The following is a 14,557-nucleotide window of genomic DNA, read 5'->3' on the forward strand; positions in this document are numbered from 1 at the left end:
CTGTCCCTCCATTACGCTTCTTTTCTGCGATCAATTAATACAGCTAGTAAGATTACAAGTCCTTTTACAACTTGTTGGAAGAAAGAAGATACACCTAATAAATTTAAACCGTTATTTAGTACACCGATAATAAGTACACCGATGAATGTACCAACAATCCATCCTCTTCCCCCAGAAAGACTAGTTCCACCTAATACAACTGCTGCAATTGCATCTAATTCGTAAGAAGTACCTGCAGTCGGCTGTGCAGAATCTAATCGTGATGTTAAGACAATACCTGCAAGCGCTGCCAAAATTCCGGAAAGACCGTAAATCATTACTTTAATTCTCGTAACATTAATACCTGATAATGCTGCTGCTTCTTCATTTCCACCAATTGCAAATGTACGGCGACCAAATGTCGTTTTCTTCAAAATGAAGTACAGCACTGCGAAAGCGATCATCATTGTAACAGCTGGTACTGGAATACCAAGAAAATAACCGCGGCCAAACATTTGGAACATTAAATGATCACCAAGACCAGTGATCGGACGTCCGTCCATATAAACAAGCGTCAACCCGCGAAAAATAGTCATTGTTGCTAAAGTCGCAATAAATGGAGCTACTTTTCCCTTCGCTATGATGATACCGTTTACAATTCCCATTACAAGACCAGCTAATAATCCAACTGCCATCGCAAGGAACGGGTCCATGCCACTTGCCATCATTCCAGCAACAAGTGCACTTGATAATGCTAAAATAGAACCTACCGATAAGTCAATACCCCCTGTTAAAATTACAAAGGTCATTCCGAATGCAATAAGCGCATTAATCGATACTTGACGCAGTATATTAAATAAATTTGGAATTTCAATAAACGCTGGATTTAAAGCCGTAATTACTACAATAATTAGCGCTAGTCCAATTAAAGACCCAAGTTGTTGTACTACATTCCCCTTCTTAGCCATCCTTACTCTCCCCCTGTAGCTAGTGCCATAATAGACTCTTGTGATGCCTCATCTTTCTCTAAAATGCCGCCGACTTTTCCTTCATGAATAACAAGAACGCGATCACTCATCCCTAAAACTTCTGGAAGCTCAGATGATACCATAATAACGGCATCTCCTTCTTCGGTAAGCTTATTCATAATAGAGTAAATTTCTTTTTTCGCTCCAACATCAACACCCCTTGTTGGCTCATCTAAAATGAGTAACTGCGGGTGGATACCTAACCATTTTGCAATAACAACCTTTTGCTGATTTCCACCAGAAAGAGATTTCACAGCTTGCTCTCCACTAGATGCTTTCACATTAAGAAGTTTCATCATGTCCGCTGTAAACTGTTGTTCTAGTTCGTTACTTAAGACGCTTCCCTTTGAAAGACTTTCTAAATTCGGTAAAGCTAAATTTTCTCGAATTGAGAAATCTAGCACTAATCCTTCAGATTTTCTATCCTCTGTAATGAAAGCTATTCTTTGTCTAATCGCATCTATCGGACTATCAATCTTTACTTCTTGTCCATTTATAAAAATTTGGCCAGAATCTAAAGGTTCGTATCCAAATATCGCTTTCATAATATCTGTACGGCCAGCTCCCATCAAACCAGCAACACCAAGGATTTCACCTTTTCTCACCTGAAACGATACATTTTCAAACTTCCCTTTTTTCGTTCCATTACGCATCTCAAAAATCACATCGCCAATTTGACTATTTCGTTCTGGGTAACGTTCACCAATGCTGCGTCCCACCATCATACTCACTACTTCATCAAACGATGTTTCCGGAATGGATCTCTTTCCGACGTATTCCCCATCACGTAAAATCGTAATGGTATCACATATTGAAAAAATTTCTTCCATTCGATGTGAGATATAAACGAACGAAACGCCTTCTTTACGTAATTTATTAATGACAGTAAACAACGTTTCAATTTCACGATCTGTTAATGCAGCTGTAGGCTCATCCATAATAATAACGCTTGCATTTGTCATTAGTGCTTTCGCAATTTCGATAATTTGCTGTTGTCCAACCGATAACTCTCCTGCCAACATAGCGCCTTTTACATGTAATCCTAACTCTGCTAGTTGCTGCTGCGCAATAGCGTTCATTTGACGCGTACGTAAAATACCTGTCTTCCCATACATTAACTCTTTACCGAGAAACATATTTTCAGCTACTGTTAAATTCGGTAATATGTTCAATTCTTGATGTATAAATGCAATACCGTACTCTTCAGCTTCTTTCGCATTTTTAAAAGTTCGTTCTTGTCCATCAATCGTGATCGTTCCACCATCTCTTTTGTATACACCTGTTAAAATCTTCATGAGCGTTGATTTACCCGCTCCATTTTCCCCCATCAATGCATGGACTTCTCCTGTTTCAATCATAAACTGTGCATTCTTCAAAACAGGATTGCCATTGAACGCCTTTGAAATATTTTTCATTTCAATACGCATTCCCATCACTTCCCTTTATTAAAAAATCACGCCTGCATGTAAAATTACATTGGCATAAGGCGTAGCCTCACCTGTACGAATAATAGCTTTCGCTTTCTTTGTATGCTCTTTAAATTGTTCATGAGATACATATTCAAACGCTGGCTCTACTAATTTCAGCTCAATCTCTTTATTTATTTCCGCATTATTGTTAATAACCTCTTCTGCTAACGTCACTTTTTCAATTGCCATATCATCAGCTACCACTTGCAATACATCTAAAAAGCTAGGTTTTCCTATTTCAACAGCTAAATCAATTCTTTTTACTCCGTCAGGAATTGGTAAACCGCAATCAGCAATTACAATCGTATCCGTATGCCCAAGTGAAGCAAGGATTGATGCAATCTCACTATTTAATACGCCGTGCTTCTTCATCCGACAATCACCTGCACTTCACGTACTTTATCTCTCGTTGGCATACCGCCTTGCGCCCCAAGTTTCGTTACAGAAAGACCACCAGCAATATTCGCAAAACGAATTGCTTTTTGAAGTGTTTCTCCTTCAGAAAGCGCAACTGCTAATGCACCATTAAATGTATCACCAGCTCCAGTCGTATCTACTACATCAACAGCAATGCTAGGAACATGTACAATCTCCGTACCATTATGGAAACGTACACCGTTGGAACCTTCTGTCATCAATAGTTTGTTTGGATATTTAGCCAGTAACTCTTCAATTGGTGATGTGAAATCATCTAATACGATGCGACACTCATGTTCATTTGGCGTAATATAAGTTGCCTTTTCTAAAATATCTTCTGATAACACTTGTGCTGGCGCTGGGTTTAACATAACCGGGATTTTGTGTTCCTCACAAATAGCTAATACATATTTTACTGTTTCAAGCGGAATCTCTAGTTGAAGCACAACCATATCAGCTTTTATAAGAAGATCTTTTGAACGATTTACAACCGACTCATTGACAAGAGCATTCGCTCCTTGCACGACAACAATACTGTTATCCTCTTCTGCTAAAACGATATGAGCAATTCCTGTCGCCGCATCTGTAACCGGTACCACATAGTCGATAAAAACGCGTTCGTTCTCTAAATTTTTTCTAACTACAGTTCCATAATTATCGTCTCCTACCGCTCCAACCATCGCTACATTTGCGCCTAATCTAGCTGCAGCAACCGCCTGGTTAGCTCCTTTCCCTCCTGGAATTGTATGGAATGCTTCACCAATTACTGTTTCCCCTGCTTTCGGACGTTTTTTTGAAACGGCCACTAAGTCCATTGAAATACTACCTACTACTGCAATATTTGGCATCTATTTCATCTCCTTACTTCGTTGTATTTCGTTCTATAATTTCAATCGGTAAACGATAATGTTTCTCTTCTAATACGTTTCCTTCCATCTGCTCTAACAGCAGTTCTGTTGCAATTTTCCCCATTTCATAAATTGGCTGTGCAACAGTTGTAATAGATGGATACATCATCTCTGTTAAAGAAATTCCATCGAATCCGATAATTTGTAAATCATCCGGAATAGAAATCCCCTTTTGAAGCGCAGCCTTTACGATACCTATTGCAATTAAATCATTCCCAGCAACAATTCCATCAATATGCGGGTATTGTTCTAATAGTTCCACCGCTACACGCTCACTATTAGCTGGATCAAATGTACTCTCTGCAATCATATAAGAAAGATTATTTTGCGTAATAACGTCTACAAAGCCTTCAAAACGTTCATTAGCTGTACTTACGTCACGCGGTCCACGAATATGCGCAATATGTTTACAGCCTTTATCTATTAATAACTTTGTCGCTGCCTGACTTCCCGCATAGTTATCTGCATACACAGCAGGTATACGCTCATTAAACATACGGTCAATTGCAACGACTGGTACTGACAAGTTCATGTAATTCACACTATTTTGTGGATTTGTCGCTACAATAAATCCATCTACATTATTTTGCCTAAGTACATCAATATATTGCTTTTCTTTCTTTAAACTTTCATCAGAGTTACAAAGTACAACTGTATACCCTTGCTTATGCGCTACATCTTCTACGGCACGTGCAACTTCTGGAAAGAATGGATTCACGATATTTGGAACAACTAAGCCAATTAAACGAGATTTTTTATTATACAGTGAACGCGCTACTGTACTAGGCTTATAGTCTAGCATCTCAATCGCTCGTTCTACTTTCTTTAACGTATCTTCATGAACATATCCATTTTTATTTAACACTCTGGAAACGGTCGCAACAGATACTCCCGCTAATTTTGCAACGTCTTTAATCGTACTCATTTTCTTCCCTCTCCATTTCATGTAACCGTTTACAGAAAATAATATAACGTATTTCTAGAAATACGTCAATCATTTCTCACGAAAAAGCTTTTAAGGTTATACTCAAAAAAGCACCGCCATAAGGCGATGCTTTTTCATTACGAATAGGATACAGTTTGTTCTTTTTCCTCTGTAGCTGGCTCTTCAGCATCCTTTTTACGATCTGACAGTTTAATCTTCTGTAAGAAAATCGTAAAGATAGCGCCTACTACGATAAATACTAATCCTGTTAAGAATACAGTATGAAGTGAGTCTACTAAAGAGTTTTTCAAAATTGGTACAATGCTATTAGCGAATGCTTCTGGCATTTGTTTTAATGCCTCTGGACTAAATAACATTGAATATAAGCCTTGCGGATCTGTATGAATCATATCTTTAAATTTCGTTACCATTTGTCCCGCTTCTTTTGGGAATGTATCTAATACAGGTACTAAATTTTTTGTTAACGTTGTACCTGAAGTGTTATTCATGATTGATCCTAAAATTGTAATACCAAATGTTCCGCCGATTTGACGGAAGAACTGACTTGATGATGTTACGACACCAAGATCTTTTTTCGGGAAGCTTTCTTGTAACGCTAATGTTAATGTCGGCATTACAAGACCCATTCCTAAACCGATAACCATCATATAAGAAGTAGCAGTCAATTTAGTTGTGTGCATATCCATCGTTGTTAATAACCAGAATCCTCCAGCCATTATAAGCATTCCTGTAATAATTTGTGGTTTTACACCAACTTTTAATACAAGTTGCCCGCCAATAATACTCATCACAATCATTGTAATCATCATTGGCGTCATAATTGTACCTGATTCAGCAGCACTTACTCCTACAATTCCTTGCATGAAGAATGGGACGAACATAATCGCACCGAACATTCCAATACTCATAAAGAATCCAATCGCATTTAGTAATGTAAATGTACGATTTTTAAAGAAATGCATCGGTAAAATGGGTTCTTCTGCTTTCGTTTCAACGATAACAAAGCTAACTATACCAATTAGAGCTAATGCAAATAACCCGATAATTTGCCAAGAATCCCATGCGTAATCTTTTCCACCAAACGTTAATGCAAGTAATAAACTTACAACACCGAGAATCATCGTAAAGATCCCAGCGATATCAATTTTAATTGGTCCTGTTTGTTTATGTGATTTTAATCCCATTGCAATAAAGATTGTTGCTAAAATACCAACTGGCAAGTTAATGTAGAATACCCATCTCCAGTTCACTGCATCTACAATCCAACCACCCACTTGTGGTCCAATTACAGAAGCAAGACCGTATAACGCACCAAAAATACCTTGCCATTTCGCACGTTCTTTCCCCGTGAACATATCTCCAATAATAATCATAGCCATCGGCATCATAATACCGCCGCCAAGACCTTGAATACCACGGAAAATAATTAATTCTGTCATACCATTTGCCATACCACATAATGCTGAGCCAACCATAAAGATAACTAGCCCTGTTATATATACGTTACGACGGCCAAGTAAATCCGCTAATTTACCTGCGATTGGTACAACTGTCGTTGATGTTAACATATAAGCTGTTGTTAACCACGTCATTAAGCTTAATCCACCTAGTTCACCAACGATACGTGGCATTGCTGTACCAACGATTGTTCCATCTAAGGCAGCAAATAGCATCGCAATGATTAAACCGATTAACAACAACTTTCTATTTATATTTTCTTGTTGCTCCATGTAATCTCCTCAATTCCTCTTAGTTATTCTCTTTTTTCTCTTGTGTCCCGCAAATAATTGTTTCTAACTTCTCAAAGAGGCGTAACAAATCTTCTCTTTCTTGTAATTCTAAATGTGAGAAATATTTTGCAATGTGCTCATTACGAGCGGTCATTGCCTCTTCTACTCTAGCTTTCCCCTTTTTGGTTAACTCAATGACAACAACACGACGGTCCTCTTTGTCGTGATAACGCTCTACAAGCTCTTGGTCAATTAAGCGATCGATCATCACTGTAATTGCACTAGGCTTTACATACATCTTTTTTGCTAATTTTGTCGCCCTTGAAGCTCCAGAATGATCTAAAATCTTTAAAATATAAAACTGCGGTGGTGTAAGTCCTGTTGCTTGCATTTGTTCTAATAACTCTGTCTGCATTTTCTTTCCAATCGAAAAGGCAAGAGCTTGAATTTTATCGATATGCGTCATATCATTTGGCATGTTATCCACCTCTTATTTAAACAATAAAATATTTAACGTATTTAAATATTAATCCGACGAACAAAATCCGTCAATACTTTTTATCCGTAAAAACGTTTACATTTTTGTCACAAAGTTGTATAATTTTCGACGAAGTTAATATTGACAGTCACGGAGAATCGGAGTACACGGCTATGAATCATAAAAAAGGAAACTTTTTTATATTTCATGGCCTTTTTATATTCTCTCTGACTTACGACACTTCGAATTAATTTGGGGAGGATTTTCATTTTATGTTTTTCACACAATTCTTTAAACCTGCGCCCCACGCGGAACGCTTACCAGCTGATCGCGTTGATAGTGAATACCGTAAATTACGTTTACAAGTATTTTTAGGTATCTTCATCGGCTATGCAGGTTACTACTTTGTTCGAAAAAACTTTTCACTAGCAATGCCATACTTAATTGAACAAGGCTTTAGTAAAGGGGAGCTTGGGGTTATCCTTTCAGCAGTTTCTATAGCTTACGGATTAAGTAAATTTCTTATGGGTATCGTATCCGATCGTTGTAATCCTCGCTACTTTTTAGCAGCTGGACTATTTTTATCAGGTATCATTAATATTATTTTCGGCTCATTTTCTTTCATTACAACGAGCATTATACTTATGTTTGTACTTCAGTTTTTAAATGGATGGGTACAAGGGATGGGATGGCCTCCTTGTGGTCGTACAATGGTTCACTGGTTCTCTATTAGTGAACGCGGTACAAAAATGTCTATTTGGAACGTCGCTCATAATGTCGGTGGCGCACTTATGCCTTCCCTTGTAACATTAGGGTTATATTTCTTTGCAAATGACTGGAAAAGTATTTTTTACTTCCCAGGTATTCTTTCAATTTTAGTTGGTATTTATGTATTAATTACGATGAGAGATACACCTCAATCTTGCGGATTACCTTCTATTGAAGAACATACTGGAGAATATCCACCAGATGAAAAAGTACAAGATCGCGAACGCGAACTTTCGGTAAAAGAAATTTTATTTAAATACGTATTAAACAATAAATTTTTATGGTACATCGCTATTGCAAACGTTTTTGTTTATTTCGTACGTTACGGTGTTGTAGACTGGGCTCCTACTTATTTAGTAGAAGAAAAAAGCTTTACTCATAGTAGTTCACGTACAGCCTATGCTCTATATGAATGGGCTGGTATTCCAGGTACACTTCTTTGTGGCTGGATGAGTGATAAACTATTTAAAGGACGCCGCGCACCTGCTGGTATTTTATTTATGGTTGGTGTATTTATCGCCGTTCTTGTGTACTGGCTAAACCCTCCTGGTAATCCAATGGTTGATAGTATCGCACTTGTTGCAATTGGATTTTTAATTTACGGACCTGTTATGTTAATTGGTCTACACGCTCTTGACTTAGCACCAAAGAAAGCGGCTGGAACTGCAGCTGGATTAACTGGCTTCTTCGGTTACTTAGGCGGAGCAGCTTTCGCTAGTGCCGCTATGGGCTTTATCGTCGATGCATTTGGATGGGATGGCGGATTCATCTTATTACTTGCATCTTGTGTACTTGCAATGTTCTTCCTTGCTCTTACTTTAAAGACAGGATCTGTAAAACAAAAACAAGCTTAAGTACTAATATTATTCTTATCAAAAAAAGAGAGACTGTTCTTTCCAGAACACCTCTCTTTTTTCTACATATAATACTTTTTTCTTACAAAAGATTTATTTCCCTCTCACATATATGTTAGCGTTTCCAAAACACTTCAACCACTACTACAACTGTATTCAATTTTTATATAAAAAGATTTTTGAATATTTTCTCAACTTTCTCTTGTCAAACATTGTCAATTTATATTAAAATAACAACAACATACAAAATATTTAGTCTTTTCAGAAAGATGGAGGGATAGCCATGAAGAATCCACTTCTTCGCATTGAAAACTTACAGACTTCCTTTCGCATACAAGATCAATATCATGCCGCAGTTGATGATGTTTCGTTAACTGTCCATGAAAATGAAATTGTCGCGATAGTTGGTGAATCAGGTTGCGGAAAAAGTGCACTTGCCCTTTCCATTATGCGACTGCATAATGAAGCAAATACAAAATTACAAGGGCAGCTTAACTATAGAGATAAGGACTTACTAACGATGTCAGCCGCAGAAATAAATAAAGTACGCGGATCAAACATCGGTATGATTTTCCAAGAACCTCTTACAGCACTCGATCCTCTTATGACAGTTGGAAAACAAATAGAAGAAAACTTAGACTACCACACAAATCTTTCGAAATTAGAAAAGAAAGAACGCACCTTAGAACTACTTCATCAAGTTGGTATTCCAAAACCAGAACTTACATATAAACAATACCCACACGAATTATCTGGCGGAATGAGACAAAGAATTGTTATCGCAATTGCAATTGCTTGTAACCCAGCACTTATTATTGCAGATGAGCCAACAACGGCTCTTGACGTAACCATCCAAGCACAAATTTTAGACTTACTAAAATCTATTCAAGAACAAACGAAAATGGGCATCATTTTAATTACTCACGATTTAAGTGTTGTCGCAGAAACAGCCGATCGTATCGTCGTTATGTACGCTGGACAAGTTGTAGAAACAGGAAAAGTTGAAGAAATTTTTAACAACCCTCTTCACCCATATACTCGTTCTCTATTAAACTCCATTCCATCTGCGTATGCTGAAAAAGAAAAATTGCATGTAATTCAAGGAGTAGTTCCTTCGTTAGCGAAGATGCCTCGCACAGGTTGCCGCTTCCAAGCTCGAATTCCATGGATTAGGCCTGATCAACACGAGGAAAATCCAATTTTACATGAAGTAAAACCAGACCACTGGGTGCGTTGTACTTGCTACAAACATTTTAACTTCCAAGATAAGAAAGGAGATGACGTAACTCATGGCACTGCTTAAAGTAGAAGATTTAAAAGTACACTTTCCAATTAAAGGTGGTGTTTTCGGTCGTACATTAGATTACGTTCGTGCTGTTGATGGCGTAAGCTTCGAACTACAACCTGGCGAAACGTACGGAATCGTTGGGGAATCTGGGAGCGGCAAATCAACAACTGGAAAAGCAATTATGCACTTAACAAAAGCAACAGGCGGTAGCATTCATTTTAATAATAGAGATTTAACAAAATTAAGTCGCTCAGAACTAAGAGAACAACGAAAAGATATTCAGATGATTTTTCAAGATCCTTATTCATCCTTAAACCCGAAGAAACGTGTTATGGATATTATCGCTGAACCACTTCGGAATTTTGAGAAACTCTCACCTGATGAAGAGCGTAGAGCTGTTCAAGATTATCTTGATAAAGTTGGCTTAAATCCAGAGTCTATTTATAAATACCCACATGAATTTTCCGGTGGACAAAGACAGCGGATTGGTATTGCACGCGCACTTACACTAAAACCGAAGCTTATTATCGCAGATGAACCTGTATCTGCACTTGACGTGTCAGTACAAGCGCAAGTTTTAAACTTCTTACAAGATTTACAATCTGAACTCGGACTAACATACTTATTTATTAGTCATGATTTAGGTGTAATTCGCCATATGTGTGACCGTATCGGTGTTATGTATCGCGGACGCATTGTGGAAGAAGCAACTAGTGCTGAAATTTATAATAACCCACAGCACATCTATACGAAGCGCCTAATATCAGCTATTCCTGATATTCGTCCGGAAAACCGCGAACAACAGCGTAAATTGCGTCGTGAAGTAAGCGCTGAGTACGAAAAATCATACGAAAATTATTTCAATGAAAATGGACGTGCTTACGATTTAAAACCAATCTCGCCAACTCACCGGGTGGCATTACCATAAGGGAGTGATAAAACATGTGGAAATTTATATTACGCCGGATTTTAGTTATGATACCGCAATTATTCGTATTAAGCGTACTCGTCTTTACACTTGCTAAAGCAATGCCAGGTGATGCATTAAGTGGCGCTGAACTCGCAAACCCAAAAGCCGATCCAAAAGTAATTGAAGAACAACGTGAGAAACTTGGGTTAAATGACCCTATTCCCACACAATATGTAAGGTGGATTTCAAATGCCGTACAAGGGGATTTCGGTATTTCTTACGCACATAAAATACAAGTAACAGATATTATTGGGGAACGCCTTGGTAATACAGTGCTGTTAGCTCTTCTAATTCTTATTCTTACTTATTTAATCGCCATTCCACTTGGCGTTATAAGTGGGCGTTGGAATGATACGTGGGCTGATCGACTCATTACACTCTATAACTTTTTAGGATTTGGTACACCCCTATTTATTTTCGGATTAGTAATGTTATTCTTATTCGGCTTTTTATACCCGATCTTCCCTACAAGTGGTAGCGTTGATCCACAAGTGGCAGCCGGATCATTTGATTACTATTTAAGTAAATTAAATCATATGATTTTACCAGCTTTATCTGGGGCATTAATTGGCACTGTAGGAACTGTACAATATTTACGAAGTGAAATTATTGATACGAAACATAAAGATTTTGTACGCACAGTAAAAGCAAAAGGTGTACCAGAATCTAAAGTATATTCCAGACATATTTTACGAAATTCATTTTTACCAATTGCAGCATTTTTAGGATATGAAATTACAGGTTTAGTTGGTGGCTCTATTATTCTAGAAAATATTTTCGGCTACCCAGGAATTGGACAACTATTTTTCCAATCTATCACTCAACGTGATTTCAGTGTCGTAACTGCTCTTGTATTATTTACTGGATTCGCAACGCTACTCGGGACTCTTCTTTCCGATATTATTCTAAGCATCGTTGATCCACGTATTCGTATTGATTAATGGAGGTGAAGAAACGTTATGTTAGCAAATCCTGAAAAACAAACTGAAGTCATTCATTACGAAAAGAGCCCTTCTGGTTTCTCCATTATGTGGCGCGAATTTCGTAAAGATAAACTAGCAATGTTTTCCCTATTCTTTTTAGCTTTAATATTAATAGCCGTTTACGCAACTTCATTTATTATGAAACAAGAAGATATCGTTCGAGTTGATCTGTTCGCCATTTATGATCCTCCTTCAGCTGAACATTGGCTAGGAACTGATTATGGTGGCCGTGATATTTTCGGACAATTAATTATTGGTACACGTAATTCCTTTACAGTTGGTTTAGCCATTACTCTTTTATCAACCCTTATCGGTCTTACGATGGGACTAATTGCTGGCTATTTTGGAGGAGTTGTTGATAACATCATCATGCGTTTTATCGACTTTATGATGATTTTACCATTCTTAATGATTGTTATCGTATTTATCTCACTCGTTCCAACTTTCAATATTACTACATTTATTCTCATAATGACGGCTTTCTTATGGGTCGGAAAAGCAAGGCTTATACGCTCTAAAGTATTAACGGAGAAAGAACTTGATTACGTATCTGCATCAAAAACGTTAGGAACACCAAATTGGAAGATTATCTTCCAGCAAATATTACCTAATTTGAGCTCTATTATTATCGTAAATATTACATTAAATCTTGCTGGTAACATCGGCATTGAATCTAGTTTGACTTACTTAGGCTTCGGTCTACCAGAAAGCACACCGAGTCTTGGTACACTTGTAAGTTACGCAACAAACCCAGATGTATTGCAAGAAAAATGGTGGATTTGGTTACCCGCATCAATCATGATTTTAGTGTTGATGCTGTGTATAAATTTTATTGGTCAAGCGTTAAAACGTGCGGCTGATGCGAGACAAAGAAAAGGTTAAGGGGTGGAGAAGTTATGAACAAACCAAAATTGTACAAAGTATTAAGTACACTTGCTGCTTCAACATTATTACTATCTGCATGTGGGGGTGCTGATAGCGGTAGCAAAAAAGCAAATACGAAAAAAGTAGAAACAAATAAATTTAGTGCTGCTGTAAAAAATGATGGTAAAGAAATTAAAGACGGATCATTAACTTATGGACTCGTTTCAAATTCACCTTTCGCTGGTGTTTTAAGTAGAGTATTGTATGAAGTTGCTCCAGATTCAGAAATTATGGATTTCTTTGATGAAGGTTTATTAGCTTCAGATAAAAACTGGGAAATCACAAATGACGGTGCTGCAACGTATACAATTTCTGAAGATAAAAAAACAATTACTATTAAGATTAAAGATAATGTAAAATGGCACGATGGTAACCCTGTAACCGCTGAGGATTTAGAATATTCTTACTTAATCATTGGTAATAGTAAATATACAGGTATCCGTTACGATACACAAATGCAAATGATTGAAGGTATGGAAGAATATCACGCTGGAAAAGCTGACAAAATCTCTGGTATTAAAGTAGTCGACCCAAAAACAATTTCGATTACTTATAAAGAAGTAAACCCTTCATTGAAAACAGGTATTTGGACATATCCTACACCTAAAAAATATTTAGGTGATGTACCAATTGAAAAACTGGCTGAATCTGATAAGATCCGTCAAAATCCAATTGGATTCGGACCATTTAAAGTGAAGAAAATTGTTCCTGGTGAATCAGTTGAGTATGAGCGCTTCGATGATTACTGGGCTGGCAAACCTAAACTAAAAAATGTAACATTAAAAGTTGTAAATCCATCTATTGTTAGTGCATCTCTGAAAAAAGGTGATATTGATATTGCATCAATTACTGCTGATCAATATCCAAACGTAAGTAAATTAAAAAATACACAACTAGTAGGAAAAACTGCGCTTGCTTACACTTATATCGGATTTAAATTTGGACATATGGACAAAGCAAAGAATGAAGCTGTAATGGATAACGATAAGTTCAAAGATGTTCGTTTACGTCAAGCAATGGCTTATGCAATTGATAGAGAAAAATTAGGAGAAAAAGTATATCACGGACTTCGTGTTCCAGCTAACTCTCCAATTCCACCATCTATGCCAAAGTACCATAATAACAATGCTGGCGCATATAACTTAGATGTAGATAAAGCGAAAAAACTATTAGATGAAGCTGGCTATAAAGATAAAAATGGTGACGGATTCCGTGAAGATCCAAAAGGTAATGAATTTAAAATTAACTTCTTAGCTAGTAACGGTAGTGAAACAAGTGAACCACTGGCTAAATTCTATATTCAATCTTGGAAAGATATCGGCTTAAAAGTAGAACTTGTTGATGGACGCTTACATGAATTTAATGCTATGCGTGAAATGATTAAAAAAGATGATCCAAAGGTTGATATTTTCTCTGGTGCTTGGAACACTGGTTCTGATCCTGACCTTTCTGGTCTATGGGGTAAAAATGCTGGCTTTAACTATCAGCGCTGGGTAAATGATGAAAATACGAAGTTATTAGATGCTGGATTATCAGAAAAAGCTACTGATGAAAAATATCGTAAAGAAGTATACGATAAATGGCAAAAATTAATTCATGACGAAGCACCGATGATTCCAATTCATTACACATTTGATTTAACAGGTGTTAATAAGCGCGTAAAAGATTTTGATGTCAATGCTGAAGTGAATCAAATAACTTCACATTGGAAAGACGTTACTGTAACAAGTGAGAAGCCAGAAGTAGAAAAATAATCATAATAATAGCTCTTAGCATTTACTTACTGCTAAGAGCTATTTTTTATTTACAATCCTT

Annotated in this window: 13 protein-coding genes; 6 read left to right on the forward strand and 7 right to left on the reverse strand. The window is 37.1% G+C overall.

Features of this window, described 5'->3' with window-relative positions:
- Positions 1 to 11: 11 nt before the first annotated feature.
- From ACTFSI_RS22040 to ACTFSI_RS22070, 7 genes are all read right to left on the reverse strand, one after another.
- Positions 12 to 947: an ABC transporter permease subunit gene (locus ACTFSI_RS22040; RefSeq protein WP_001074652.1), complete on the reverse strand. Its 936-nt coding sequence runs from the start codon at positions 945 to 947 to the stop codon at positions 12 to 14.
- 2 nt (positions 948 to 949) lie between these two features.
- On the reverse strand, positions 950 to 2,434 hold the full coding sequence (rbsA, locus tag ACTFSI_RS22045; protein ID WP_001217688.1) for a ribose ABC transporter ATP-binding protein RbsA: 1,485 nt from the start codon (positions 2,432 to 2,434) through the stop codon (positions 950 to 952).
- A gap of 18 nt (positions 2,435 to 2,452) precedes the next feature.
- Positions 2,453 to 2,848, reverse strand: a complete 396-nt coding sequence (rbsD, locus tag ACTFSI_RS22050; RefSeq protein WP_000716155.1) for a D-ribose pyranase — start codon at positions 2,846 to 2,848, stop codon at positions 2,453 to 2,455.
- Positions 2,845 to 3,741: a ribokinase gene (gene rbsK, locus ACTFSI_RS22055; protein ID WP_001132853.1), complete on the reverse strand. Its 897-nt coding sequence runs from the start codon at positions 3,739 to 3,741 to the stop codon at positions 2,845 to 2,847. Before rbsK ends, rbsD begins: the two co-directional genes overlap by 4 nt.
- 13 nt (positions 3,742 to 3,754) lie before the next feature.
- On the reverse strand, positions 3,755 to 4,726 hold the full coding sequence (gene rbsR, locus ACTFSI_RS22060; RefSeq protein WP_138322481.1) for a ribose operon transcriptional repressor RbsR: 972 nt from the start codon (positions 4,724 to 4,726) through the stop codon (positions 3,755 to 3,757).
- A gap of 137 nt (positions 4,727 to 4,863) precedes the next feature.
- The gene (locus tag ACTFSI_RS22065; RefSeq protein ID WP_000437635.1) at positions 4,864 to 6,477 is read right to left on the reverse strand and encodes an MDR family MFS transporter; all 1,614 of its coding nucleotides are present in this window, start codon (positions 6,475 to 6,477) and stop codon (positions 4,864 to 4,866) included.
- A gap of 19 nt (positions 6,478 to 6,496) precedes the next feature.
- On the reverse strand, positions 6,497 to 6,955 hold the full coding sequence (locus tag ACTFSI_RS22070; protein WP_440045646.1) for a MarR family winged helix-turn-helix transcriptional regulator: 459 nt from the start codon (positions 6,953 to 6,955) through the stop codon (positions 6,497 to 6,499).
- Positions 6,956 to 7,227: 272 nt separating this feature from the next.
- On the opposite strand from ACTFSI_RS22070, the gene glpT reads away from it, so the two are divergent.
- The 6 genes from glpT to opp4A all read left to right on the forward strand — a co-directional run bounded on the left by glpT (position 7,228) and on the right by opp4A (position 14,496).
- Complete coding sequence (gene glpT / locus ACTFSI_RS22075; RefSeq protein WP_000466369.1) at positions 7,228 to 8,577, forward strand: glycerol-3-phosphate transporter; 1,350 nt, start codon at positions 7,228 to 7,230, stop codon at positions 8,575 to 8,577.
- A 283-nt stretch (positions 8,578 to 8,860) separates the two neighbouring features.
- Positions 8,861 to 9,880 carry an ABC transporter ATP-binding protein gene (locus ACTFSI_RS22080; protein ID WP_000795370.1) on the forward strand — a complete coding sequence of 340 codons (1,020 nt, stop codon included), beginning with the start codon at positions 8,861 to 8,863 and terminating at the stop codon, positions 9,878 to 9,880.
- Positions 9,867 to 10,793, forward strand: coding sequence for an ABC transporter ATP-binding protein (locus tag ACTFSI_RS22085; RefSeq protein ID WP_001196379.1), 927 nt, complete (start codon positions 9,867 to 9,869; stop codon positions 10,791 to 10,793). The genes ACTFSI_RS22080 and ACTFSI_RS22085 overlap by 14 nt, the downstream gene beginning before the upstream one ends.
- Before the next feature lie 14 nt (positions 10,794 to 10,807).
- The gene (gene opp4B, locus ACTFSI_RS22090) at positions 10,808 to 11,776 is read left to right on the forward strand and encodes an oligopeptide ABC transporter permease (protein ID WP_000265445.1); all 969 of its coding nucleotides are present in this window, start codon (positions 10,808 to 10,810) and stop codon (positions 11,774 to 11,776) included.
- A gap of 18 nt (positions 11,777 to 11,794) precedes the next feature.
- Entirely contained in the window at positions 11,795 to 12,700 is a 906-nt protein-coding gene (locus ACTFSI_RS22095) for an ABC transporter permease (protein WP_000880731.1), read from the forward strand.
- Positions 12,701 to 12,714: 14 nt separating this feature from the next.
- Positions 12,715 to 14,496, forward strand: coding sequence for an oligopeptide ABC transporter substrate-binding protein (gene opp4A / locus ACTFSI_RS22100; RefSeq protein WP_049112125.1), 1,782 nt, complete (start codon positions 12,715 to 12,717; stop codon positions 14,494 to 14,496).
- Positions 14,497 to 14,557: the final 61 nt, after the last annotated feature.

Source organism: Bacillus cereus group sp. MYBK101-2 (genome assembly GCF_051918845.1).
Classification (GTDB): Bacteria; Bacillota; Bacilli; order Bacillales; family Bacillaceae_G; genus Bacillus_A; species Bacillus_A paranthracis.